24 protein-coding genes are annotated in these 25,362 nt (G+C 58.2%); 15 read left to right on the top strand and 9 right to left on the bottom strand.

Annotation, left to right across the window (positions count from 1 at the left end; genetic code table 11):
* Nucleotides 1-28 precede the first annotated feature (28 nt).
* The 4 genes from purE (at nt 29) to FCH38_RS11800 (ending at nt 2,553) form a co-directional block, all read left to right on the top strand.
* Nucleotides 29-496 carry a 5-(carboxyamino)imidazole ribonucleotide mutase gene (gene purE / locus FCH38_RS11785; RefSeq protein WP_046800035.1) on the top strand — a complete coding sequence of 156 codons (468 nt, stop codon included), beginning with the start codon at nt 29-31 and terminating at the stop codon, nt 494-496.
* Nucleotides 496-1,581, top strand: a complete 1,086-nt coding sequence (locus FCH38_RS11790; RefSeq protein ID WP_174373872.1) for a 5-(carboxyamino)imidazole ribonucleotide synthase — start codon at nt 496-498, stop codon at nt 1,579-1,581. The genes purE and FCH38_RS11790 overlap by 1 nt, the downstream gene beginning before the upstream one ends.
* Before the next feature lie 139 nt (nt 1,582-1,720).
* A complete protein-coding gene (gene ykgO, locus FCH38_RS11795; protein ID WP_003497670.1) occupies nt 1,721-1,846 on the top strand; it encodes a type B 50S ribosomal protein L36 in 126 nt (41 codons plus the stop codon).
* A gap of 101 nt (nt 1,847-1,947) precedes the next feature.
* Nucleotides 1,948-2,553, top strand: a complete 606-nt coding sequence (locus tag FCH38_RS11800) for a tetratricopeptide repeat protein (protein ID WP_174373873.1) — start codon at nt 1,948-1,950, stop codon at nt 2,551-2,553.
* 65 nt (nt 2,554-2,618) lie between these two features.
* Here FCH38_RS11800 and FCH38_RS11805 read toward each other — a convergent pair whose 3' ends face one another.
* From FCH38_RS11805 to FCH38_RS11815, 3 genes are all read right to left on the bottom strand, one after another.
* The gene (locus FCH38_RS11805) at nt 2,619-2,876 is read right to left on the bottom strand and encodes a DUF2312 domain-containing protein (protein WP_006314683.1); all 258 of its coding nucleotides are present in this window, start codon (nt 2,874-2,876) and stop codon (nt 2,619-2,621) included.
* A 156-nt stretch (nt 2,877-3,032) separates the two neighbouring features.
* On the bottom strand, nt 3,033-3,338 hold the full coding sequence (locus tag FCH38_RS11810; RefSeq protein WP_149899528.1) for a DUF1244 domain-containing protein: 306 nt from the start codon (nt 3,336-3,338) through the stop codon (nt 3,033-3,035).
* 15 nt (nt 3,339-3,353) lie between these two features.
* Complete coding sequence (locus FCH38_RS11815) at nt 3,354-4,142, bottom strand: N-formylglutamate amidohydrolase (RefSeq protein ID WP_174373874.1); 789 nt, start codon at nt 4,140-4,142, stop codon at nt 3,354-3,356.
* A 279-nt stretch (nt 4,143-4,421) separates the two neighbouring features.
* Here FCH38_RS11815 and FCH38_RS11820 point away from each other — a divergent pair, with 279 nt between their 5' ends.
* On the top strand, nt 4,422-4,820 hold the full coding sequence (locus tag FCH38_RS11820) for a DUF1036 domain-containing protein (RefSeq protein ID WP_236776599.1): 399 nt from the start codon (nt 4,422-4,424) through the stop codon (nt 4,818-4,820).
* A complete protein-coding gene (gene pyk / locus FCH38_RS11825) occupies nt 4,820-6,259 on the top strand; it encodes a pyruvate kinase (protein WP_149899531.1) in 1,440 nt (479 codons plus the stop codon). The genes FCH38_RS11820 and pyk overlap by 1 nt, the downstream gene beginning before the upstream one ends.
* A gap of 84 nt (nt 6,260-6,343) precedes the next feature.
* Here pyk and FCH38_RS11830 read toward each other — a convergent pair whose 3' ends face one another.
* Both FCH38_RS11830 and FCH38_RS11835 read right to left on the bottom strand, forming a co-directional pair.
* Nucleotides 6,344-8,257 (bottom strand): DUF882 domain-containing protein, encoded by a 1,914-nt coding sequence (locus FCH38_RS11830; protein WP_174373876.1) that lies wholly within the window; start codon nt 8,255-8,257, stop codon nt 6,344-6,346.
* A 176-nt stretch (nt 8,258-8,433) separates the two neighbouring features.
* Nucleotides 8,434-9,975 (bottom strand): sigma-54-dependent transcriptional regulator, encoded by a 1,542-nt coding sequence (locus FCH38_RS11835; protein WP_149899532.1) that lies wholly within the window; start codon nt 9,973-9,975, stop codon nt 8,434-8,436.
* A 169-nt stretch (nt 9,976-10,144) separates the two neighbouring features.
* On the opposite strand from FCH38_RS11835, the gene FCH38_RS11840 reads away from it, so the two are divergent.
* Together FCH38_RS11840 and FCH38_RS11845 are read left to right on the top strand one after the other, a co-directional pair.
* Nucleotides 10,145-11,995 carry a M3 family oligoendopeptidase gene (locus FCH38_RS11840; RefSeq protein ID WP_174373877.1) on the top strand — a complete coding sequence of 617 codons (1,851 nt, stop codon included), beginning with the start codon at nt 10,145-10,147 and terminating at the stop codon, nt 11,993-11,995.
* Nucleotides 11,996-12,094: 99 nt separating this feature from the next.
* Nucleotides 12,095-12,730, top strand: coding sequence for an aminotransferase class IV family protein (locus FCH38_RS11845; protein WP_174373878.1), 636 nt, complete (start codon nt 12,095-12,097; stop codon nt 12,728-12,730).
* Here the strand turns inward: FCH38_RS11845 and FCH38_RS11850 are convergent.
* Nucleotides 12,727-13,635 (bottom strand): diguanylate cyclase domain-containing protein, encoded by a 909-nt coding sequence (locus tag FCH38_RS11850; RefSeq protein ID WP_174373879.1) that lies wholly within the window; start codon nt 13,633-13,635, stop codon nt 12,727-12,729. The genes FCH38_RS11845 and FCH38_RS11850 overlap by 4 nt on opposite strands.
* A gap of 243 nt (nt 13,636-13,878) precedes the next feature.
* Between FCH38_RS11850 and FCH38_RS11855 the strand changes: the two genes are divergently transcribed.
* From FCH38_RS11855 to FCH38_RS11880, 6 genes are all read left to right on the top strand, one after another.
* Nucleotides 13,879-15,324, top strand: a complete 1,446-nt coding sequence (locus FCH38_RS11855) for a homospermidine synthase (RefSeq protein ID WP_149899536.1) — start codon at nt 13,879-13,881, stop codon at nt 15,322-15,324.
* A 150-nt stretch (nt 15,325-15,474) separates the two neighbouring features.
* On the top strand, nt 15,475-15,849 hold the full coding sequence (omp10, locus tag FCH38_RS11860; RefSeq protein ID WP_153514403.1) for an outer membrane lipoprotein Omp10: 375 nt from the start codon (nt 15,475-15,477) through the stop codon (nt 15,847-15,849).
* 221 nt (nt 15,850-16,070) lie between these two features.
* The gene (locus FCH38_RS11865; protein WP_174373880.1) at nt 16,071-17,996 is read left to right on the top strand and encodes a 5'-nucleotidase C-terminal domain-containing protein; all 1,926 of its coding nucleotides are present in this window, start codon (nt 16,071-16,073) and stop codon (nt 17,994-17,996) included.
* Nucleotides 17,997-18,347: 351 nt separating this feature from the next.
* Nucleotides 18,348-19,382 carry a ferrochelatase gene (gene hemH, locus FCH38_RS11870; RefSeq protein WP_174373881.1) on the top strand — a complete coding sequence of 345 codons (1,035 nt, stop codon included), beginning with the start codon at nt 18,348-18,350 and terminating at the stop codon, nt 19,380-19,382.
* Between the two features lie 58 nt (nt 19,383-19,440).
* Entirely contained in the window at nt 19,441-20,457 is a 1,017-nt protein-coding gene (locus FCH38_RS11875; protein ID WP_174374020.1) for an SPFH domain-containing protein, read from the top strand.
* A 2-nt stretch (nt 20,458-20,459) separates the two neighbouring features.
* On the top strand, nt 20,460-20,924 hold the full coding sequence (locus FCH38_RS11880; protein ID WP_174373882.1) for an NfeD family protein: 465 nt from the start codon (nt 20,460-20,462) through the stop codon (nt 20,922-20,924).
* A 16-nt stretch (nt 20,925-20,940) separates the two neighbouring features.
* On the opposite strand, the gene FCH38_RS11885 is transcribed toward FCH38_RS11880, so the two are convergent.
* Complete coding sequence (locus FCH38_RS11885; RefSeq protein WP_174373883.1) at nt 20,941-21,936, bottom strand: KpsF/GutQ family sugar-phosphate isomerase; 996 nt, start codon at nt 21,934-21,936, stop codon at nt 20,941-20,943.
* A 60-nt stretch (nt 21,937-21,996) separates the two neighbouring features.
* A complete protein-coding gene (locus tag FCH38_RS11890; RefSeq protein WP_149899542.1) occupies nt 21,997-22,362 on the bottom strand; it encodes a PAS domain-containing protein in 366 nt (121 codons plus the stop codon).
* Nucleotides 22,363-22,782: 420 nt separating this feature from the next.
* Here FCH38_RS11890 and uppP point away from each other — a divergent pair, with 420 nt between their 5' ends.
* Nucleotides 22,783-24,288 (top strand): polysaccharide biosynthesis protein UppP, encoded by a 1,506-nt coding sequence (gene uppP, locus FCH38_RS11895; RefSeq protein WP_174373884.1) that lies wholly within the window; start codon nt 22,783-22,785, stop codon nt 24,286-24,288.
* A gap of 54 nt (nt 24,289-24,342) precedes the next feature.
* Here the strand turns inward: uppP and galU are convergent, their stop codons facing one another.
* Nucleotides 24,343-25,230, bottom strand: a complete 888-nt coding sequence (gene galU, locus FCH38_RS11900; protein ID WP_149899544.1) for a UTP--glucose-1-phosphate uridylyltransferase GalU — start codon at nt 25,228-25,230, stop codon at nt 24,343-24,345.
* Nucleotides 25,231-25,362: the final 132 nt, after the last annotated feature.

Genomic DNA, 25,362 nt, shown 5'->3' on the forward strand with positions numbered 1-25,362 from the left:
AACAGAAACACCCCCCGTCGCCATCATCATGGGCAGCCAGTCAGACTGGGAGACCATGAAGAACGCCGCCGACACGCTGGACGCACTGGATGTGGAATATGAAGCCCGCATCATTTCCGCCCACCGCACGCCGGACAGGCTTTATGATTTCGCCAATGGAGCCAAAGACGAAGGTTTCAAGGTCATCATAGCAGGTGCCGGCGGTGCCGCCCATCTACCGGGCATGACGGCCGCGATGACACCTCTGCCCGTCTTCGGCGTTCCGGTACAGTCCAAGACCATGTCCGGACAGGACAGCCTCTACTCCATAGTGCAGATGCCGGCCGGTATTCCCGTCGGCACGCTTGCCATCGGCAAGGCCGGCGCCATCAATGCCGCACTTCTGGCGGCTGCGGTTCTGGCGCTTGGTGACGACGATCTGGCCGACCGGCTGGATGCATGGCGCGCGCGCCAGTCGGCAGCCGTCGCCGAATATCCCATGGACAGCGCCCAGTGATGGCGAAGATGAATGATCTGACCATCGGCATCATCGGTGGCGGGCAGCTTGGCCGCATGCTGGCGATGGCGGCGGCGCGCCTCAACCACCGTACCATCGTGCTGGAGCCGCAGGCTGATTGTCCGGCCGCGCAGGTCTGCAACGATCAGATCGTTGCAGATTATGACGATGAACGCGCCCTTGCGGAACTTGCCCGTCGCTGCGATGTCGTAACTTATGAATTCGAGAATGTACCTGTCGCGGCAGCCGAAACGCTCGCCGCCTCCGTTCCCGTCTATCCGCCACCGCAGGCGCTCAACGCCTCGCAGGACCGGCTGACCGAAAAACGCTTCCTCAATGGTTGCGGCATTCCGACGGCCGATTTTCGCGCCGTGGATAGCCAGGAAGAACTGGAGGCCGCCCTGGTAGCTTTCGGCGGCAAGGGCGTGCTGAAAACCCGCCGCATGGGCTATGACGGCAAAGGCCAGCGCCTTTTCCGCGGCGACGAGGACAGCACGGGTGCTTTCGAGGCGCTCGGCGGTGTACCCCTGATCCTCGAAAGTTTCGTCGCCTTCGAGCGGGAAATATCGATCATCGCCGCCCGCTTCAGGGACGGCACCGTCGTCTGCTACGATCCGGCTGAAAATATTCATTTGAACGGCATTCTGCATACATCAACCGTGCCGGCAGCGCTCGCCGAAGCGGTTGCGGCAGTTGCCGTCCGGTCTGCGGAGAAGCTTCTGGCGGCGCTCGATTATGTCGGCGTCATCGGCATCGAATTCTTCGTGCTCCCCGATGGCTCTCTGGTTGCCAATGAAATGGCCCCACGCGTGCACAATACCGGGCACTGGACGGAAGCCGCCTGCGTGATCTCGCAATTCGAACAGCATATACGCGCCGTGTCCGGCCTCGCTCCCGGCAACACGGAGCGCCATTCGGATTGCGTCATGACCAATCTCATCGGTGACGACATCGATGATGTTCCGGCATGGCTGTCGAAAAAAGACTGTCTCGTGCACCTCTACGGCAAGACGGAAGCACGGCCCGGCCGCAAGATGGGCCATGTGACCGAGCTTTTGCACACGGGAAAAGCCTCAGTCTTTTAGGGCAAAGACACCGGCAAGTGTTGACAGGCAGGGCTCAAACGGGTATCTGCCTGCCAACCGAAAAGAGCGCGCCCCGTTGCGCGCTTTTGATTGTTTGAATAAGCACGGTAAATGCCGTGCAAAACTGCGGACCAGTAAAATGAAAATCAAGAATTCGCTTAAAGCGCTTAAGGCCCGTCATCGCGATAACCGCCTGGTTCGCCGCAAGGGCCGCGTCTACATCATCAACAAGCAGAACCCGCGCTTCAAGGCTCGTCAGGGCTGATTGACTGCGACTGCGGTTCGCGATCAATGTCGCGGATCACTTTGTTGACAGAGCAAAACTTTGCATTTGATATTGGGCGCAGGCGGGTTAATCTTTAGCCCATGCGCCCAAATCGTTTTTGCATGTCCATCATAGTCGCTCAGGGTCTCCTGTTATCAGGAATGGCTTCCGTTGCTCATGCGGCGGATGGGCAAACCCCTGCGGTGGCGGAAGTTGCGCCTTCACCGGCCGGAACCATCGACACGCTTTTTGCGTCGCTAAAAAAAGAGCGAAATGCGGTCAAGGCGCGCAGCATCGCCAACCAGATTGCGTCCGAATGGAACGATTCCGGCAGCGCGACAATCAATCTCCTGATGCAATGGGCAGGCGAAGCCTCCGACGAAAAGCGCAACGCCGCCGCTTATGATTTTCTCGACCAGATCATTCTACTCGATCCGGACTATGTGCAGGCGCCCTATCGCCGTGCCATGGTACACTTTGCCGATGGCGACACCCGCAAGGCGATGGCGGATATCAATCTGACGCTGGAAAAGGAGCCGCGCTATTTTCCAGCGCTGGCAAGCCTCGCCAATATCCTCGAAGCCTCCGGTCGCGAGGAACTCGCGCTAAAGGCATGGGAGCGCTATCTGGCGGTCTATCCGGCAGACAAGGATGCCCGCAAACAGGCTATCGATCTTTCGGAGAAGCTGGCTGGCACACGCGGGTGAATCTGCGGGACCAAACAAAAATCGCCGCAAAAGCGGCGATTTTTTATTGAGCGATCGGTAACCGATCATTCCATACCAAGCGCCGCCATATAGGTCTGCAGGATGGTTTCTTCCTCGATACGCTCGTTGGCGTCCTTCTTGCGAAGGCGGATGATGGTGCGGATCGCCTTGGTATCGTAGCCACGACCCTTCGCCTCGCCCATGACATCCTTGATATCACCCTGAATGGCGGCTTTTTCTTCTTCGAGACGCTCGACGCGCTCGATGAACTGACGCAGTTCGGCGGCGGCGACGGTTTCGGTGGTGCTGGTTTCGTCCATCATATCATCCTTCGTAGTGGCGGCTCTTTTTGCGTGAGCCCTGTTCATTGTATCCGGGCTAAAACTTTCGCCGGTCGCCGCCAGCCGGACGGCAGAAATTCAGGCCTGTGAACTGCCCATTGCCGGGCCTCACGTCAAGTCGTTTCCGTCGATCGGGGGTTATTCCTTCGGTCTGTTCTGCTCAAAGGCGACTTTCTGGGCGTCGCTCGCCTCCGCTTGATATTTTTCCTTCCAGTCGTCATAGGGCATGCCATAGACAATTTCGCGGGATTGCTCCTTGCTGAGCGCGACGCCCGCTTCCTCTGCCGCTTCGCGGTACCAGTTGGAAAGGCAATTGCGACAGAAGCCCGCCAGATTCATCATATCGATGTTCTGCACATCGTGGCGCTCGCGAAGATGCTGCACCAGACGGCGAAAGGCGGCAGCCTCGAACTCGATCTGGTGTTTGTCGTTCTCTTTCGTCATGGGGCAACTCCAGGCTCAATAGGGGCCGGTGCGAGAGGCGAACAGCTGATATTCATGCAAAACCGGATCGTCGTTCATTGCGGCGAAAATGGGAGCGAGACGGTTCGACCAGGCCGCAATCCCCTCCTTATCCGCGATCAGATCCTGCCGAACCTCCAGAAGCGCATGCGGTATGCCCTTCATCATGCAGTGGCGGAACATGGTATCGCCCTTCAACGCCCCGTCATAGGGTTCGTTATCGCCGACGAGAATGTCGCCGGTCGCGCGCAGATGCGCCAGAAGCGGATCGACTGCGCGATTATCCGTGTCCCACAGAACCGCCGCATGCCAGGGCCGCGGCGTTTCCTTCCAGAACGGGGTGTAAGAATGCAGCGACAAGACGAGGGGGGCTTCTTCCGATGCTTCCGCAACGCCTTTCAGCACACGGTCCACGGCATTGTGATAAGGCCTATGAAAAACCTCGATGCGCCTTTGCCATTCCTCATCCGAAATCGGGTGATTGCCGGGAATGATCGCCCCGTCCGAAATCTTCATGATGAGAGTGGGATCATCCTCGCCGCGATTCGGATCGATCAGCAGCCGCGAAAACCGTCCGAGCACCGCCGGCACGCCAAGACGGGCGGCGAGCGACCGTGTCAACGCTTCTATGCCGATATCAAATGCGATATGGCGATGAAAAGCGGTTTGCGGAAGGCCAAGTTTGCCGTAGTGTGCCGGCAGAAGGTTCATCGCGTGGTCTGCCAGAAGGACCATGCCTTTGTCATATTCGCCTTCTATGATTTCATAAGGTATGAAGTCGTTCATCGATGATTTTCTGGGGCAGGATTGAGGAGAAAAGCTTGATGGCATGGCTTGAGGCCGGGCGCAAGTTTCGGCGCAGGAACAGCCATCTACCTTACCGCACTCACGATCCCACGAACAATATAATCGATTAAACTCGCGTTGACTTTCTTGGGCGGCCACGCCAAGAAGTGTGTTCATTATAACCATGGAATCCGGATGGAAGCCGTGACTCAGTCATCTCTCGCTCGTCCTCGCCACTTTCGGCATCTTGCCCGTCTTTTTTCCGCAGCGGCATTGTTTATGACCCCGTTTGTGTTCGTGGAAACCGCACATGCGGATTTTCGCGTCTGCAACAGCACGCAAAATCTCGTGGGGGTCGCAATCGGCTATCGTGGACAGGAGGGCTGGGTCAGTGAAGGCTGGTGGCAGGTCCCCTCCTCCACCTGCGCAACGCTGATCGAGGGTGAGCTGCAGTCGCGTTATTATTATCTTTATGCCGAAGACGCCGCCCATGGCGGCCGCTGGACCGGTGACGTCAACATGTGCGTGGCGGAAAACGAGTTCAAGATCGGCGGCGTAGACGATTGTTATGCCCGCAGCTTCCAGAGAATGGGTTTCAAGGAATATGACACGGGCAGACAGGGCAGCTGGATGGTCCAGCTTTCCGATACGCCAGGCACACAGGGAAATCAAAACTGATGAAGCGTAACCGCAAAGTCAAAATTCTTGCAACTCTCGGCCCCGCCTCCTCGGATGAGGCGATGATCGAAAAGCTGCATCTGGCTGGCGCCGATCTTTTCCGGATCAACATGAGTCACGCAAGCCACGACGTGATGCGCACGCTGATTGAGCGTATCCGCTCGGTCGAGAGCCGCAACGGCCGTCCCATCGGCATTCTGGCCGACCTGCAGGGTCCCAAGCTGCGCGTCGGAAAGTTTGCCGAAACCAAGGTCGATCTGGTTCCGGGCCAGACCTTCACGCTGGACAATAACGACACACCCGGCGACAACACCCGCGTTTTCCTGCCGCATCCTGAAATCCTCGAAGCGGTCAAGCCCGGCCATCGCCTGCTGATCGATGACGGCAAGCTGCATCTGCGCGCTGAAAAGAGCGACGGCAAAAGCATCGTCACCACGGTTGTTTCCGGCACCAAGATTTCAGACCGCAAGGGCATAAGCCTGCCCGACACCCTGCTCGGCGTCGGCGTTTTGACCGACAAGGACCGTGTCGACCTTGATGCCGTTCTCGCCACCAACGAAGTGGACTGGGTCGCCCTTTCCTTCGTCCAGCGTCCGGAAGACCTGGCCGAAGTGCGCAAGATCGCGCGCGGCCGCGTTGGCCTGATGTCCAAGATCGAAAAGCCGCAGGCCGTCGAGCGTATCGAGGAAATCATCGAGCTTTCCGACGCCTTGATGGTCGCGCGCGGCGATCTGGGTGTCGAAATGCCGCTGGAAGCGGTTCCGGGCATCCAGAAGCAGCTGACGCGCGCCTGCCGTCGCGCCGGCAAGCCGGTCGTGGTCGCCACGCAGATGCTGGAATCGATGATCACCGCGCCCGTCCCGACGCGCGCTGAAGTGTCCGACGTCGCCACCGCCGTGTTCGAAGGCGCTGATGCCATCATGCTTTCGGCTGAATCGGCCTCCGGCGATTATCCGATCGAAGCCGTCTCCACCATGGCGTCCATCGCCAGCACCGTGGAACAGGATCCCTATTATTCCAACATCATCTACGCGCAGCGCCCGCAGCCGGAAGCCACAGGCGCCGACGCCATTTCGCTCGCCGCCCGCCAGATCGCCGAAACGCTGCAACTGTCGGCGATCGTCACCTATACCTCGTCCGGCACGACGGGTCTGCGTGCGGCACGCGAACGGCCGCAGGTTCCGATCATTGCGCTTTCGCCAATCATCCAGACCGCACGCCGCCTGTCGGTTGTCTGGGGTCTGCACTGCGTCGTGACGGGCGATGCCAGCGATCTCGACGACATGGTGAACCGCGCTTGTCGCATCGTCGTTTCCGAAGGTTTCGGCAAGCCGGGCGACCGCATCATCATCTCTGCCGGCGTGCCGCTCGGAACCCCCGGCGCGACCAACATGGTGCGCATCGCCTATATCGGCTCGGACGGCCAAAGCGGCGTCTGATAGAGGAATATCCAAGGTATAAAAAAACCCGCCGGCAACGGCGGGTTTTTTGTTGGCCTTGTGGCCGATTACAAAAGCAGGGGCTCAGTGCATCTTCACCGGTGTGCTGAAGCGGCTGGACTCGATTGCCGCCGCGCCCGGCTTGAAGCTTGCCGAGGTGGCCGAAGCCGACATGTCGTGGCTGAGCATGCGGTTGGCGACAACACGCGGCGCCTTTACCGAGCGTCCGGTCGTACCCTTGTTCTGGTTGAGCGCCCAGTCAGAGATCGAATCCTGCGTCAGGCGACCACCACCGACCATGGCCTGATGGGAAACGGCCGCATCCTGCCTGCTCGGACGCGAGCCTTTGGTTGGCAAACCAGCAGTAAGGCCACCATTGACGGCGGGCTTCAGATCAAAGGCGTCACCGAAACCTTCCTGTGGAGCGGCCTTTGCGGTTTCAGCAGGCGCGACCGTAACCTTGTGGTTGACGGCGGCCGGGAATTGCGCGGCCGTCGGCATGGCAGCGGACTGAACCTGTGAACGGGCGGCCTGGCCGCTCTGTTCAAGCGCCGCAACCACCGTCGGCGAAAGCGTATCCTGCTGCGCCTCGGCGAGATCGTCTTCGCCTTCCTGATCAGCATTGGCGGCAGCGAGAAGAGCTTCAGCCACGGCCGGGCGATTGGCGGGAACCGGAATGGAGGCAAGCTCACCGGTCGCCGCAGGGGTCGCACCATCGGCGGAAGCCGTCAGAACTGATCCTTCCGCATCGCCTCTCATGCCACGCGGCCCGAGAAGTGTGGGTACTGGCACGGAGACTTCAGCCAGATCGGCAAATTGCTGGCGTTCGGCCGGAGCAGATGCCGGGGTCGGCGTCGTTGCAGCCTGCAAGGCGTCCTGTGCGGCATTACGGGCTGGAGAATAAAGTGCCGTCGCCAAGCCGGTATTAGCCGGCGGCTGGTTGCCGAAAGCTGGACGAGCCGTCGGCAGCGGCGCATCGTTCACGCCCGGAAGAGCTTGGGCGGAAGCCACCGCAATCGTCGGTTCTGGCTCAGGCGCTGCTTGCTGCTGCGGAGCAGCCGGCCGTGCGACCGCCGGGCGTTCTGCGGGCTCCGGCGCTGCGATGCTATCGGGATCTTCATCCTCATCACCACCACCGCCAAACAGCGCCTGCAACAGCGTCTTGCGCTTGCCACCGCCACCAGAGGAAGCGGGACCGGAACCGGCGCTGGACGCAACCTGAACGGAGGAGGAGCTGACGCGCTTCTTGTAATCCGCCAGCGCCTGCTCATAACCGGGAAGCGGCTTGCCATCGGACGGAACGTGCAGCGTATTGCCTTTCGGGAAAATACGCACGAGTTCCTGGCGGCTCATGCGTGGCCAGGCGCGAACGCCGCCGACATCCATGTGCACGAAGGGAGAACCGGAACTCGGATAAAAGCCGACGCCGCCGATCTGCATCTGCATGCCTACTTCACGCAGGGTGGCAAGCTTCACACCGGGAATGTAAAAATCCATGGCCTTGCCGAGCATGTGCTGGCTTTTTTCCGCGACACCCTTGGTGCGCGAACGCAAGAGGCCGTTGGTCTCCGGCGAACGGAAGGCCGAGACGACATTGATATAATCGGTCGCGCCGCTGCGGCGATAAACTTCCCAGACAAGATCGAAAAGGCGCGGGTCCATGCGCGTGGGCTGGTTGCGACGCCAGTCACGCAGGAAGCGGTTCAGCTCCTGCAGGCCCTTCTGGTCGTATTTTCCATTGCGCTTAAAGGTGATGACCGCCTTCTCGCGTGTATGGATATAATACAGTTTGAGGCTGCGCGTTTCGGCGGCGGCTTCCGTCGCCGAAACACCTACGAAAGGCATGGCGGCGAGCATCAGGCAGGCAAAGGTGACAGCGCGTGCCGACAGCTTCGTGCATATATCCTTGATCAAGCCGCGCGCAATCTTTGTCGAAAGCGCGTTATTCCGATGCAGATATGGCAATTCGATCCCCGCCTGGAAGACAATTTCTGTCACATTGCCTCAAATGAACGTCAAATACGGTGACACGATGGCAAAATTGCCACACAGATGCAACCTTCCTCTATATAGTGAATCAGCCACTAACAAGAGGTTTATAGACGGTAAGCGGATATCCTTGCTCAGAAGTTAACGAATTTCACGATCTGCCGGGCAATGCGCCATTTGCGACTTCATGCGGCATCTCGAAGCGGATCGTCGGGATCAATGCCGTAATCCTTCAGTTTTCGATAAAGCGTCGAACGGCCAATGCCGAGTTTCCTGGCGACCTGGCTCATCTGCCCGCGATAGAAACGCAGCGCGAAGCGGATAAGCTCCTCTTCGATCTCGGCCAGCTTTCGAATATTGCCCGCCTCATCCATGCTCGAGATCAGATTTCCGCCCCGGTAGATGGTGGTGGAAACATCCGATGCTTCTTCCACAACAGCGTGGCTTTCGGCGAGCGGCGGCGGCGAATAGGCAGCCAGCTTCAGCGACGATCCGGACGGCGAGCGGATGGAATCGCCCGCATCGTCCATCGCTGCGAATTCCGGCAGCTGCAACGCGATCTGCGGAAAATCGGTATCCGCCAGGTCCTCGCCCTGCGACAGCACAACGGCGCGGAAGACCGCGTTTTCAAGCTGACGAATATTGCCCGGCCAGTCATAGGCCGTCAGAAGCGCAAGCGCGCTGGCATCAAGGCCGACGGGATTGGGCAATTTCTGTTCGGCCGAAAAACGCTCGGCAAAAACCCGCGCCAGATGCGGGATGTCTTCTTTACGGCGACGCAGCGCCGGGATGGTGATCGGGAAAACGTTGAGGCGGTAATAAAGGTCTTCGCGGAAACGGCCTTCCTTCACCTCTTCGATCAGGTTCTTGTTGGTGGCGGAAATCAGCCGGACATTGACCTTCTGCACCCGTGCGGAGCCGACGGTTTCGATTTCGCCCTGCTGAACCGCGCGCAACAGCTTGACCTGCACGTCCAGCGGCAGGTCGCCGATTTCATCGAGGAACAGCGTGCCGCCATCCGCTTCCATGAATTTACCGATGTGTTTTTCCGTAGCACCGGTAAAAGCGCCCTTCTCGTGGCCGAAGAGGATGCTTTCCACCAGATTATGCGGGATGGCGCCGCAATTGACGGTGATGAACGGCTTGTTCGCCCTGTCGCCGGCCGACTGGATAGCGCGAGCAACCATTTCCTTGCCGACACCGGATTCGCCTTCCAGCACCACGGGAATGCTGGACTGGGCGGCGCGCTGCGCCAGCTCTATGACCCTCAGCATTGCCGGGCTGGCGGAAACGATATCGGTAAAATTCACTGCATTGCTCCGTCCACGCCTGCCCGTGCGGGCCTTTGCCTCTCTCCTGTCCAGCTTGAGGGCATTGGAGATGGCCGCGCCGATCCTTTCCGGCGAAACCGGCTTGACGACGAAATCGAAAGCGCCGGCGCGCATGGCCTGCACGACGGTATCGATGCCGCCCTGCCCCGTCTGAACGATGACGGGAACATCGGTGCCGAGTTCACCAACGGCTTTCAGAAAAGAAAGACCGTCCATTTCCGGCATCATGAGGTCGAGGACGATAACATTGATCTCGCCGCTATATTGCTTGAGCAGCTCCAGCCCCGCCCTGCCGTTTTCGGCAAGCAAGGCCAGATGCCCATAACGTTCCACCGCATTTTTGAGCAGGCGGCGCTGGACGGGATCATCGTCTATCACGAGAACATGCGCGGTCATTTTTGGCTCCGGTTTCCGGTTTATGGACCTGCGTCATGCGGTCCCTTGTGGCGCACTCTGGCACGGGAGACTTGAACATCCAGTTTTGAGATTTGCTTGCATTTTATCCATTGCTGCGGGAAACAAAGGCTCCATATGCTTCGCAAGCATAATCAGAAGGACGCGTTCGATGACCCTCAATCGCCTCACCCCGCCGCCCGTATTCTCCCTTGCCGAAACCTCCGGTCCCGTGCTTGGCGACCTGCCCGGCTGGAAGCTCGCGGATCTCTACCCATCGGGTGATTCACCGGAATATAAGGGCGACATCGAAAAGGCGGCGGCAATGGCGACCGCTTTTGAAGGCAAGTGGAAGGGCAAGCTTGAGGCAGCTGCAAAGGTCACCGGCGACAAGGGCGTTGGCGCAGCGCTGAAGGAATATGAGGCGCTGGACGATCTTATCGGCCGCATCGGCTCCTTTGCCGGGCTGACCTATTTTTCTGACACCTCGAACCCGGCGAACGGCAAATTATACGGAGATGCACAGGCGAAGTTGACGGATATTTCCGCACATCTCCTGTTCTTCACGCTTGAACTCAACCGCATCGACGATGCGACGATGGACGCATGCATGGTGAACGACGCCGCAGCGGGACACTACCGGCCTTGGCTGGTGGATTTGCGCAAGGACAAGCCGCATCAGCTTGACGACCAGCTGGAGCAGCTGTTCCTCGAAAAATCGATGACAAGTGCCTCAGCCTTCAACCGCCTGTTCGACGAAACGATGGCCGATCTGCGTTTCGACATTGACGGCGCGAGCCTTCCGCTGGAAGTGACGCTCAACATGCTGCAGGAGCCGGAGCCAGAAACCCGGAAAAAGGCGGCGGAAGCATTGAGCGCCACCTTCAAGGATAATCTGCGGGTCTTCACCCTCATCACCAACACGCTTGCCAAGGACAAGGACATTTCCGACCGCTGGCGCAAGTTCGAGGACATTGCCGATAGCCGCCATCTGGCCAACCGCGTCGAGCGTGAAGTGGTCGATGCATTGGCCGCCGCCGTAAAGAAGGCTTACCCGCGCCTTTCGCATCGCTATTACGCCATGAAGGCAAAGTGGCTCGGCATGGAGCAGATGAATTACTGGGACCGCAACGCGCCGCTTCCCGATACATCGAACACGATCATTCCATGGGATGAGGCGAAGGACACGGTGCTTTCCGCCTATGGCAATTTCGCCCCGGAAATGGCCGATATCGCCCGCCGTTTCTTCGACGAAGAATGGATCGACGCCCCGGCCCGGCCAGGCAAGGCGCCGGGCGCATTCGCGCATCCGACCGTGCCTTCGGCCCACCCTTACGTGCTCGTCAACTATCTCGGCAAACCGCGCGACGTGATGACGCTTGCCCATGAGCTTGGCCATGGCGTGCATCAGGTACTGGCCGGTCAGCAGGGCGCCTTGATGTGCGCAACACCGCTGACGCTTGCCGAAACCGCCTCCGTTTTCGGTGAAATGCTGACCTTCCGCAAATTGCTCGACGACACGAAAGACATCCGCGAACGCAAGGCCATGCTCGCCCGCAAGGTCGAGGACATGATCAACACGGTCGTGCGCCAGATCGCTTTCTACGAATTCGAGCGCAAGCTGCACACCGCCCGCAAGGACGGTGAACTGACTTCCGACCAGATCGGCGAATTGTGGCTGTCCATTCAGGCCGAAAGCCTCGGACCGGCGATCCGCATTTCCGAGGGCTACGAGACATGGTGGACCTATATCCCCCATTTCATCCATTCGCCCTTCTACGTCTATGCCTATGCCTTCGGCGATTGCCTGGTGAACTCGCTTTATGCGGTTTACCAGAAGGCCGAGACGGGCTTTCAGGAGAAATATTTCGAGCTTCTGAAAGCCGGCGGCACCAAACACCATTCGGAGCTTCTAAAACCCTTCGGCCTTGATGCCACCGATCCCTCCTTCTGGGACAAGGGGCTTTCGATGATCGAAGGGCTGATCGACGAGCTGGAAGCGCTGGACAATAAACAGGCTTAACCTCGCCAGCCGGCAAGGCTATCCTATTTCGGATAAGCTTTGCCGGTTGATAGTGCCGGCGCAGAAACCGACCATGATGACAGGCGACGAGCACAGGCAATGAAACGCAAACCCGCCGATCTGACCTTGAGGGAAACCCTGCGCTGGGAGCCGCAATCGGGCTTTCAGCGCATCGACCAGCATATGCGCCGGCTGCTGCGTTCGGCCGATGCGCTCGGTTTTCGTGCGCCGGCCAATGCGGTTGAGGCGCTGGAAAAGACGGTGGGCGGCGAAAACCCGCTCTGCGTCAGGCTGGTGATGAACTACAAGGGCGAACTCGATATCGAGACGGCCAATTTTAGTCCCATAGAAACAAATGCGATCTGGCGCGTTCGTATCGCGACAAAAACCACGCTCGATTCCACGGATACCTTCTATCGTCACAAGTCGTCACGTCGCGAACCTTATGATGCCGCTCGCGCCGAGTTTTCAGCGGAGGAGGCGGATGAAGTTCTCCTGCTCAATGAACGCGGCGAGTTGTGCGAGGGATCATCGACCAGCATTTTCGTCGAAATGCCGGATGGGCAGTTGCTCACACCACCGCTCGACAGCGGTATCCTGCCGGGCGTGCTGCGTGCCGACCTGATCCGTGAACGCAAGGCGCGCGGGCAGGCGCTGAAACCGGATGATATCGCCGGGCGGCGGCTGTTCGTCGGTAATTCGCTGCATGGGCTTATTGCGGCTGAGTTGATTTAAACAGTCACCGCCAGAAGCCGGTCGCGGCCTTTTTCCTTGGCTGCATAAAGAGCCTGATCGGCGCGCATGAAAACATCATCGGCGCTTTCCGCCATCCGATAGGCCGTCATGCCGGCCGAGCAGCTGTAAGAGAAATCCGGAAATTCGGCCAGAGGCCTTGAAAGCCGCACCCTTTGCAGCAGGCGCTCGACGATCTCCCGGCCTTCGGCAACCGTGCTGCGCGGCAGGACGAGCATGAATTCCTCACCGCCGATCCTGCCGAAACAATCCACCCGGCGAATGACGGAATGGGCGATGCCGACAAAATCGCGCAGCACCGCATCTCCACATTTATGGCCGAAACGATCATTGATCTGCTTGAAAAAATCGATATCCAGCGTGCAAAGACAAAACGGTGCTTCAAGCCCCTTGCCGACCCGTTCCACCTGCAAAGCCAGCTTGGCGAAAACGAAACGGCGGTTCGCCGTTCCCGTCAGTTCATCCGTCTGCGAGGCGCGCACGGCCAGATCCCGGTCCTGTCGCAGCGTTCGGTAACCCTGACGCAATTCGGTGACATCGCTTGCGACGCACAGCATCCAGCCATCCTGCTGCACCGTCTCCGTCATCCAGAACCAGCGGCCGTCATACATGTCCATCTCAAAGGCGCGATATGGCAGCTTGCCGCGCCGGGACTGCGCCGACAGAAGCCAGCCCTCGAAATCCCTGTGTCGAACGACGACACCGGTTTGCAGGCGATGGTTCAGCCGCATGATATCCGCCCAGGTCGGAAATTCTTCCGGGGTAATTTGAAAGCTCTCCAGAAACGACGGGTTGGCATGCCGCAGCCGGTCTTCGGAATCGTAAAGGGCAATCAGAACGGGGGTGGCACTTTGAAGCGCTGCGACACGCTCGATGAAACTGTTCAACAGGCAATTCTCCTGTGATGGCAAAAACTCTCGTCGTCATCCGGCCAAAGCCCCCAGCACATGACCTTACGCACGAAAAGAAGAATTCGATTATAAACGCAGTCTCTAAAATGCGAAGGGGCAGAATGCGTCCGTCTGCCTGCTTTCACCCTGACCGTCATATGTCCGTCATCCACCTGCCCTTTATTGTGGCACGCTTTTATGATCTAGCTTACTTATTGGCTGAAAAAGGAAAATTGACGAATGACGGACGCAAACCATCCGATTTACGGCGATATTGACGGCCCCATCATCATGATCGGCTTCGGCTCCATTGGGCGCGGTACTCTTCCGTTGATCGAACGTCATTTCAATTTTGACAAGACCCGGCTCGTCGTTATCGATCCGCGCGAGGATATCGCCGCATTTCTGGCCGAGAGGAACATTCAGCATATCCGCACGCATCTGACCAAGGAGAATTACAAGGAGGTTCTGAAGCCGCTGCTCAAGGGCGTTCAGGGTCAGGGCTTCTGCGTCAATCTTTCGGTCGATGCCGCCTCCGTCGATCTGATGCGGCTTTGTCGCAAACACGGCATGCTCTACATCGACACCGTAGTTGAGCCATGGCCGGGCTTTTATTTCGATGCCGATGCCGACAATGCCTCCAGAACCAATTATTCACTTCGCGAAACCATGCTGAAAGAAAAGGCGCGCAGGCCGGGCGGCACGACGGCCGTTTCCACCTGCGGGGCAAATCCCGGCATGGTGTCCTGGTTCGTGAAACAGGCGTTGATCAATCTCGCCAAGGATACCGGTCTCGAGATCGAAGAACCGCAACCGCATGACCGGGAGGCATGGGCAAAGCTCATGAAACAGCTCGGCGTCAAGGGCGTGCATGTGGCCGAGCGCGATACGCAGCGGGCGAAAGATCCCAAGCCCTTCGGCGCTTTCTGGAATACCTGGTCGGTCGAAGGTTTCATCGCCGAGGGGTTCCAGCCCGCCGAACTCGGCTGGGGCACCCATGAAAACTGGATGCCGAAAAACGCAAAAAAACAGAAGAAAGGCAGCAAGGCGGCGATCTATCTCGATCAACCCGGGGCCAATACGCGGGTGCGGACATGGTGTCCGGGACAGGGACCGCAATATGGCTTTCTGGTCACCCACAATGAGGCGATCTCGATTTCCGACTATTTCACCGTCCGCAATGACGATGGCGAGGTGACCTATCGGCCGACCTGCCATTACGCCTATCACCCCTGCAACGACGCCATTCTTTCCCTGCATGAACTTTTCGGCAATGGCGGCATCCCCCAGCCGGTACAACATGTGCTGGGCGAAGATGAGCTGGTCGACGGCGCCGACGAGCTGGGCGTTCTGCTTTATGGTCACAACAAAAACGCCTATTGGTACGGCTCGCGGCTGAGCCTGCAGGAGGCGCGTTCACTTGCCCCCAGCCAGAATGCGACCGGGCTGCAGGTCAGTTCCGCAGTGCTGGCCGGAATGGTCTGGGCCATTGAAAATCCGCAAGCCGGCATCGTCGAAGCGGATGAAGTAGATTACCGCCGATGCCTGGAGGTGCAGCGCCCCTATCTAGGCCCGGTCGAAGGACACTACACGGACTGGACGCCGCTCGACGGCCGCCCCGGCCTGTTTCCCGACAATATCGACACATCTGATCCATGGCAGTTCCGCAATATTCTGGTGCGGTGAGGAAAGCGGCGTCTCATATTTGTCACGTCACCGCTTTCATGTGGGATGTGAGGAACCGGCAAGAGCAAACAACGTTGCCTTGAAATAAGGAACGCTTCACGGCATGGTCGAAACACGGAAAGTTTCATCGAATCGCAGGAGAACAGGCTCATGAACTTCAAGACAAGCGCTGCTTTGCTTTCAGCCGCCATCGCGGTGTCTTCATGCGTCGCGCCAGGTCCCTCGCAGCAGACCTCGATGGCGCCTTCGCTTTCCCGCGGCCCAGCCGTGGATGGCCGGTGGATCGATCGCAACGGCATCATATCGACGTTTCAGAACGGCGCCTTCTCCACCCGTTCGACCGACACCAACACGCTTCTGGCCTCGGGCACCTATGTGACGATTTCGCCGACGCTCTACGAAATCAACATGACATCGCTGGTGCGCAACACACAGTCGCGCGTCAACTGCGCCCTCGTCTCGCCGTCACAATTGAACTGCACGACAGACAGCAACAGCCAGTTTTCGCTGAACCGCCAGGGCTGATATCGTCGACTTTTCAATGGGATGATCTTCTGAAACGCACGCTTCCAGCGTGCGTTTTTGTTTGTCGCACACCTGTCATAATTTCGCTTGCGGCAATTGCCGCTAAATGGAAACATCCGGTTTTGAAAGACTGACATACTTTCAGCTTAAAAAATGATGGAAGCACGGTCGGATGATGATCGGCCGGCCCGGGCTTCCGCCTTGAACAGGAGAGAGGGACCATGAAGAAAATTTTGGGACTTGGCATGCTGAGCGTTTCGGCGATCACGCTTTCGGCTGGAGCGGCACTGGCCGACTACGAACTCAACATTCTCCACATCAACGATTTTCACTCCCGTATCGAATCGATCAACAAATCCGATTCGACCTGCTCGGCGGCAGAAGAAGGCAAAAACGAGTGCTTCGGCGGTGCCGCACGCCTTCTGACCGCAATCAACCAGACCCGTGATGCGCTGAAGGCTGAAGGCAAGAATGTTCTCCTGCTCAATGCCGGCGATAATTTCCAGGGGTCGCTTTTCTACACTACCTACAAGGGCACCGTTGAAGCCGAAATGCTGAACGCCATGAAGTTCGACGCCATGACCGTCGGCAATCATGAATTCGACGATAGCGAAGACGGGCTTGCCGGCTTCCTCGACAAGGTCCAGTTTCCGGTTGTGACTGCCAATGTGGTAGCCACCGCCGCCTCGAAAATCGGCGATCGCGTCAAGCCGTCCATCGTGCTTGAGGTCGGCGGCCAGAAAATCGGCATCGTTGGCGCCGTCGCCAATGACACGGCCGAACTGGCCACCCCCGGCCCCAATATCACCATTGCCGAAGATGTCGTAAAAATCAGCGAACAGGTGCAGAAGCTGAAGCAGGAGGGTGTCGACAAGATCATCGCCCTTACCCATGTCGGATATCCGCGTGACCTCGAATTCATCGCGAAGATCCCGGATGTGGACGTTGTGGTCGGCGGCCACTCGCACACGCTGCTTTCAAACACCGACCAGAAGGCCGAAGGCCCTTATCCGACCCTCGTCGACAATCCCGGTGGTTACAAAGTTCCGGTCGTTCAGGCCGGACAATACAGCAAGTATCTCGGCGACCTGAAAGTCGTCTTCGACGACAGCGGCGTGGTCAAGGAAAGCAAGGGCGATCCCATCCTGATCGATTCCTCCTTCAAGCCCGACGAAGCGACACTCAAGCGCATCGATGAGCTGAAGGCTCCGATCGAGGCGCTAAAAACCAAGGTCGTTGGTTCCTCGGAAGGCCCGATCGAGGGAGACCGCAAGGTTTGCCGCGTGAAGGAATGCTCTATGGGCAATCTGGTGGCGGATGCTACACTTGCGCGCGTCAAGGATCAGGGCGTCACCATCGCTTTCGCCAATAGTGGCGGGCTGCGCTCCTCCATCGATGCCGGCGATGTTTCCATGGGCGAAGTTCTAACGGTCCTGCCGTTCCAGAACACCGTTGCCACCTTCCAGCTGAAGGGCGAGGATATTCGCGCCGCCCTCGAAAACGGCGTCAGCCAGATCGACGACGGCGCGGGCCGTTTCATGCAGGTTTCCGGCATGAAATATTCCTTCGACCGGTCGAAGCCGGCTGGCAGCCGTGTCGTTTCGGTTGACGTCAAGGAAGGGGAGGCCTTCGTGCCGCTCGACCCGGCCAAGACCTATATCGTCGCGGCCAATAACTACGTGCGCACCGGTGGTGACGGCTTCAAGGTCTTTGCGGAAAAAGCGATCAACGCCTATGATTTCGGCCCCAACCTTGAAGAGGCTGTCGCCGCGTTTATCACCGCCAACAGCCCCTATAAGCCCTATACGGACGGCCGCATCAATGAAGTGACGCCGGCGGGTTACGTTGCGCCGGCAAAACCTGCAGCACCTGCACCCGCCGCAACCGCACCGGCGCCGGCGGCAAGCACACCTGCCCCTGCGGCCACACCGGCCCCGGCACCTGCGGCCACTGCACCGGCATCCGCAGCACCCGCAGCAGCGGCTGCTGCCGTCAAGTATGTCGTCGAAAAGGGCGACTCGCTCTGGAAGATCGCGGCGGAAAAATATGGCGACGGCGCGCTTTGGACAAGAATTGCCAAGGCGAACACTCTGAAACGGCCGAACCATATCGAGATCGGCGAGGAACTCGAACTTCCGGCTCAATAAGCCGCAAGCCGAGAGACAGGGCAATTTGCCGCAGACCGGAAGCCGGCCCTCAGTCAAGGGGGCCGGCTTCTTATTTTTCCATAAAAAACAGGCAATTACAGGCCGTTAGTTGTCAAAAAGTATCCTGCCTGCCGCTCAACCCCGGAAATCACGTCTGCCGGTGGTTCAATCCTGAGAAAATTCGTCTAGAACACGTGAACAAATTGACGTCACGGGCGTATAGCTCGTGCATTTCCGGCAAACCCCGTCACGGTTCTCGCCGGTGTGTATAAAATAAAAGATGGAGCCTTTCCGCCCCTATCTCAAACGGAAAAGTTCTCACGCAACCAGTCCGAGTTTCAGGTGTCATTCATGGCGACAGAACTATCCGCACTCCCCGTAGACCATCCACGCATCGCGTTCGGCAAGGTTGGCGTCCTGCTCGTCAATCTCGGCACGCCAGATGGTACGGACTACTGGCCGATGCGCCGTTATCTGGCGGAATTTTTGAGCGACAAGCGCGTGATCGAATGGTCGCGCCTTTACTGGTATCCGATCCTTTACGGCATCGTTCTCAACAAGCGCCCCCAGAAGGTCGGCAAGGCCTATGAGGCGATCTGGAATCGCGAGCGCAACGAAAGCTACCTGCGCACCTTCACCCGCAGCCAGGGCGAACTGATGGCGCAGGCGTTGAAGGATCTGCCCAATGTCGTCGTGGATTGGGCGATGCGGTACGGCCAGCCTTCCATCGCCTCGAAAATCGACGCGCTGAAGGAACAGGGTTGTGAAAAAATCCTGCTTTTCCCGCTTTACCCGCAATATGCCGCATCGACCACGGCAACGGTGAACGACAAGGCATTCGAACATCTGATGAAGCTGCGCTGGCAGCCCGCCATTCGCACCGTACCGCCCTATCACGACGATCCGGCCTATATCGAGGCGCTTGCCGCCTCCGTCAAAAACCATCTGGCAACGCTGGATTGGGAGCCGGAGATGCTGATCACCTCCTTCCATGGCATTCCGCAATCATACTTCAAAAAGGGCGATCCCTATTATTGTCATTGCCAGAAAACCGCACGCCTGCTGCGGGAGGCTCTTGGCCGGACCGACAAGAATTTCATGATCACCTTCCAGTCACGTTTCGGGCCGGAAGAGTGGTTGCAGCCCTATACCGACAAGACCGTGGAGAAACTGGCATCCGAGGGCATGAAGCGCATCGCCGTCATGAACCCCGGCTTCGTATCGGATTGTCTTGAGACGCTGGAGGAAATTGCCGGTGAAGCTGGAGAAATTTTCCTGCATAATGGCGGTGAGAAATTCACCCATATTCCCTGCCTGAACGACAGCACCGAGGGCATGACCGTTCTCGAAAAGGTTGTAAGACAGGAGTTGCAAGGCTGGGTGTAATTTTGCCATAACGATGATGGGGTAAAACCCTGATAGTTCGGATTTTGGAGGAAAAGTGATGATTGCATTGGGCGGTTTCGACATCGTCGTCATAGCGGCGGTTGTTCTGGTTATTCTGGTGCTGTTTGCCGGCATCAAGACCGTGCCGCAGGGGCATCGTTACACGGTTGAACGGTTCGGGCGTTACACCCGCACACTCGAACCCGGCCTGAACCTCATCGTGCCGTTCTTCGAAAGCATCGGTTCGAAAATGAACGTGATGGAGCAGGTGCTGCATATTCCGACGCAGGAAGTCATCACCCGAGACAACGCCAGCGTCTCCGCCGATGCCGTCACCTTCTATCAGGTGCTCAATGCCGCACAGGCCGCTTATCAGATTTCCAATCTACAAATGGCGATCGAAAACCTGACCATGACCAACATCCGCTCGGTGATGGGCTCGATGGACCTCGATGAGTTGCTGTCGAACCGCGATGCTATTAACGACCGCCTATTGCGCGTGGTGGACGAGGCGGTGGGACCATGGGGCATCAAGGTCACCCGCATCGAGATCAAGGACATCGCGCCGCCGAAGGATCTGGTTGACTCCATGGCGCGACAGATGAAGGCCGAGCGCGAAAAACGCGCGCAGGTGCTGGAGGCTGAAGGCTCCCGTAACGCCCAGATTCTGCGGGCGGAAGGTGCAAAACAATCCGCCATTCTGGAAGCGGAAGGCCAGCGCGAGGCGGCATTCCGGGATGCCGAAGCCCGTGAACGTCTGGCGGAAGCCGAAGCCAATGCGACCCGAATGGTGTCGGAAGCTATCGCCGCCGGTAATGTCCATGCCATCAACTATTTCGTCGCCCAGAAATATACCGAGGCTCTGGCCGAGATCGGTACGGCCAAGAATTCCAAAATCGTTCTGATGCCGATGGAGGCCTCGGCGCTGATCGGCTCTCTCGGAGGTATTGGCACGATTGCGAGAGAAGTTTTCGGTGACAGGGGCGACACACCAACTGCCCCCCCTGCCTCCACATCTCCCCGCTCGGTGCCGCCGACGCGGTCCTCCCCCTTCGGTTCTTCATCGGAGAAATAACGATGCTGCAACGGCTTGCCACTGAGTTGGGACCATGGAGCTGGTGGATCGTCGGCTTTGTGCTGCTGGCCGCCGAGCTCATCGCTCCGGGCGTTTTCCTGATCTGGATTGGCCTTGCCGCGCTGGTCATCGGCGCGCTCTCGTTGCTTTTATGGGATGCGGCATATTGGGCCTGGCAATTGCAACTGGTGCTGTTTGCCGCACTCTCCATCGTCTTTGCCCTGCTTGGCCGCAAATATTTCGGCAGGAACCGAGAGACCACCGATGAACCGTTCCTCAATCAGCGCGAGGCAAGCCTTGTCGGCCGCACCGCGACGCTGCAGGAACCGATTGTCGAAGGACGTGGCCGGATAAGACTGGACGACACATGGTGGCCGGTAAATGGTGAAGACCTTCCGGCCGGAACCCGCGTGAGGATCGCGTCAGCACGCGGCCGCACGCTGACGATCGAACCAATAGACCGATAAGAGAGACAAGTGGGCCTCAGGCCACGCCGATTCTCAATAGATCGTGGAAATGCACCAGGCCGATCGGCCGGTTGTCATCATCCACCACGATCAGCGCGCCAATGTGGAATTTTTCCAGTGTCGCCAGCGCGCTGGTCGCCAGCACCGATTTTTTGACCGTTTTCGGATTGCGGGTCATGATATCGTCGGCCGTCAGTTCTGCGAGGTTGCGAGACAGATTGCGGGCCAGATCACCCTCGGTGACGATGCCGCACAGACGGCCATGCTCGTCCAGAATACCGACACAGCCGAAATGCTTGCGGGAAAGAACGCCGACCGCTTCCGGCATCGCCGTTCCCTTGGCCACCAGCGGCACGCGGTCGCCGGTATGCATGATATCGCTGACCAGCGTGAGGCTAGCGCCCAGTTTGCCACCGGGGTGAAACACCCGGAAATCACCGGCAGTAAAATTGCGCGCTTCCAGAAGTGCTACGGCAAGGGCGTCACCCAGCGCCAGTTGCATCAAGGTGGAGGTGGTGGGCGCAAGGCCAAGCGGACAGGCTTCCTGTTCATTGGGAACCAGCAGCACGATATCGGAGGCCTTGGCCAGCGATGAAGCCTCGGAACAGGTGAGTGCAATCAGCGGAATGGAGAAACGGCGCGAATAGTTGATGATGCTGCGCAGCTCTGCACTTTCACCACCTTTGGAAATCGCCAGCACCACATCGTCGCCGCCGATCATCCCCAGATCGCCGTGATTGGCCTCGGCGGCATGCACAAAAAACGCCGGTGTGCCAGTAGAGGCGAATGTGGCCGCGAGCTTTGCGCCGATATGACCGCTTTTGCCGACCCCGGTGATGATGAGACGGCCATTCGACTGGCCGATGGTCTCGATCGCCTTGCAGAAAGGCTCGGCAAGACCGTTCGTGAGAGCGTCCTCAAGGGCGGCAAGGCCAGCCCGCTCCATCGAAATCGTCCGCACGGCGGATGAGATGGCATTGTCTTCGACCAGTTTGACGGCGCGCGTAATCATGGCCGACTGTTACTCTTTCACCCGGAATAAGTCCACTCTTCAGCCGGCCAGTGCTGTTTTTTAGTGCCGCAGGTCCGGCGGAGAGATTTCCTCGATCGTTCCCAGCCGCTTGAAAGGGATGTTTTCCTCGTCGACCAGATATCGGCCGACTGTCCTTACCCATGAGACCGAACCGTCATCCCGGCGCACGGCATATTCCTGATTGTAAAAGCTTGCCGCCTTCAGGGTGATCAGCGCGGTCTCGATCACACGGTTTCGATGATCCAGATGCACTTTTTCGAGCATCTGAAAAATGCTGATGCCCTGCATCGCCTGTCTCAGCGGAATTCCGAAGAGTTCCGCACAGACTTCATCGAGATAGAATCGGTCGTTGGTAATATCCCAGCAATAGAAACCGACCTGCTTGATGTTCAAAACGGGATTCATGAAACGGCGCTGTCACATAAAATAAAAATCAATATAATTTACCAGGCAATAGAAAGACCATTACCCTTAAATCATAGGGCGATTCCGTGCCAAATTGAAACGTTTAAATCTTATCATATTAGAAATATTTTGCATTGCGGCATGTCTCTCCCAGTTCTCTCGCTGGCAGAATTCTGAATACAAGCAGTGAGTGAGAGGCTCGCCGATTTTCACGCGCTTGCCAAAACGCTCAAATCCCAGCGATCTTTATCAACTGTTAACCATAAAAAACCTATTGTTAAAGCGATGTTAAAACTTGCGTCGCCTGTCTGGTCCCTGGTTTGTCCACGTCATTTCGTCGGCCTCTCATCCATTTGGCCCGGGGAAGTGTTCTGGCAAATTTTCGATCCGGCATCGGCCAATTTCGCCGGGTGAAGAGGAATGAATGTGACGGGCGCCGCCACACGTCTGCAGACGTCGCGGAAAGCAGCAACCCTGTTGCTTGCCTGCACGCTTCTTTGCTCCACCACGGCAAACCTTTTCGCCCAGACTGCCGTCACAGCCACACCCTTATTGCCCGGCGCTGCTCCGGCCGGGGACGGAACAACTTCGGCCACCGCGGCGACGGGCGTTGGAGCAGAGACCGATGCGGGGCAGGCTGCACCTGCGGCCACGCCTGCGCCACAACAGCTCTGGCGCCCCTCGAACAATCCCGGCGACCCGATTTACGAACAGCAGGACGACGCCGGCCAACCCTATGCCGAGGCTGAAAACCCCTATGAGCCGACGGTGGATGGCGGTGAAAATCCGCAGATAGCGACTGAGCCTGGCCAGACCCCCGGCATCCGGCTCGGCACGTTCCTGCTGCGTCCTTCGATCAACCAGACCATCAACACGGAAAAACAGACGAACACCGGCGGTCCCTCCAGACGCAACTATCTGACAACAGGCATACGCGGCACGCTTACCAGCGACTGGTCCCGCCACGCGCTGACCGTGACGGGCGACGGCGCCTGGGAGAGAAATTTTGGTGGCGACAAGGATGGCGAAGAGCCCCGGGCGCGGATAGAGGCTGATCTGCGCCTCGATCTCGGCGAAGAGACGAAGGCCAATCTCAAGGCCGGTTACGAGTTCAGCCGCGAAGACACGACAGACCCCAATGCTCTGACCGGCGCTGCCGTGCAGGGCGGTGAACACCGTTTCACGACCAGCGCTTCGATAGAGCGGGACTTCGGCAAGCTGCGTGGGCTTGCGGCGCTCGATCTCTCCCGCACGGTCTATACGGATGCGAAAGGTCTCGATGGCAGGCCGATCAGCCTCAGCGACCGCGACCAGAACAGCGCGAACCTGCGCGGGCGCATTGGTTACGAATTGTCGCCGGCGCTGATCCCGTTCCTGGAACTGAACGCGGGAAAGACCAAATATGACAGTCGGCTGGACAATTCCGGTTACGCCCGCTCCTCCAATTCTTATGGCGCGAAGATCGGAACCGAGGTCGATCTCGGCGAAAAGACTCGTGGCGAGGCCGCCATCGGTTATCTGCGCAAACAATATGATGACGACCGTCTCGCCGCCATCGGCGCTTTGACGCTGGACGGCGAACTCAACTGGTCGCCGCAGCGCGGCACCAATGTCAATCTCGGTCTGCGCACGACGATTGAGGATTTTGCCGGCGGTCCGCAGGGCGGCTGGATTTCCTATCGGCTGGATGCCGGGCTTACCCATGAATTGCGCAACAATCTGGTCGCGCGTTTGACGGGGCAGATCGTGCACCGCACATTCCCCTCCTCCGACATCGAGAATGCCGTGGAATATACAGCAGGTGCCGGCCTGACGTGGGGGCTGAACCGCTATCTCGACCTGACCGCGGACGTCAGCTACCAGTGGACACCGGTTTATGACAGCAGCGAATTGCGCGTCGGCGCGGGCCTTGTCCTGAAACGATAATTATCAAACAAAAATCCCGGCGCAAAGGCCGGGATTTCAGGATGTTCTGGTCGATTACTTCAGCCCGTCGATCAGGGCCTTGATCGGCTCTTCGATCGCCGGACGAATATCGGCGCGTTCAAGAGCGAAGGCGACGTTGGCCAGAATGAAACCATCCTTGGCGCCGCAATCGAAGGTCTGGCCACGGAAATGATAGCCGGCGAATTCTTGCGACTGGGCAAGCGTCAGCATGCCGTCCGTCAGCTGGATTTCATTGCCGGCACCACGCTCCTGATTTTCGAGGATATCGAAAATCTCCGGCTGCAGGATGTAACGGCCGTTGATGTAGAAATTCGACGGCGCCGTACCCTTGGCAGGCTTTTCGACCATTTCCGTGATCTTGAAGCCCTCGCCCACGGCATCGCCCACGCCGACAATGCCGTATTTGTGGGTCTGGTCGGGAGCGCATTCCTGCACCGCGATCACGTTGCCGGCAGTCTGGTCATAAAGTTCGACCATACCTTTCAGGCAGCTTTTCTGCGAATGCATGATCATGTCGGGCAACAGCACGGCGAAAGGCTCGTCGCCGACGATGTCACGGGCGCACCAGACCGCGTGGCCAAGACCGAGCGGCACCTGCTGGCGCGTGAAACTTGCCGTGCCGGCTTTGGGCAGAAGGCCGGCCAGCAATGTCAGCTCGGCATTCTTGTTGCGCTCACGCAGCATCTGTTCGAGTTCAAATTGAATATCAAAATAGTCTTCGATCACCGCCTTGCCGCGGCCGGTGACAAATACAAAATGCTCGATGCCCGCTTCTGCCGCCTCATCGACGACATATTGAATGACTGGCTTGTCAACGACAGTGAGCATTTCTTTCGGAACCGCCTTGGTTGCGGGCAGGAAACGGGTACCGAGACCTGCGACCGGAAATACGGCCTTCCGAATTTTTTTCTGTTCTACCACATATCCCTCCTGAGAGATAAAACTTGATCACAATCCCCGCACGCTGTTGTTATTTCAAAAATAACAACGTTTTGTAAAGGGTGACGCTACCATCTATTAATGGTAAAGAATTTGTTGACGTTCTTTTGTTAT

The sequence above is a fragment of the Agrobacterium tumefaciens genome (genome assembly GCF_013337285.1).
Taxonomy (GTDB): domain Bacteria; phylum Pseudomonadota; class Alphaproteobacteria; order Rhizobiales; family Rhizobiaceae; genus Agrobacterium; species Agrobacterium burrii.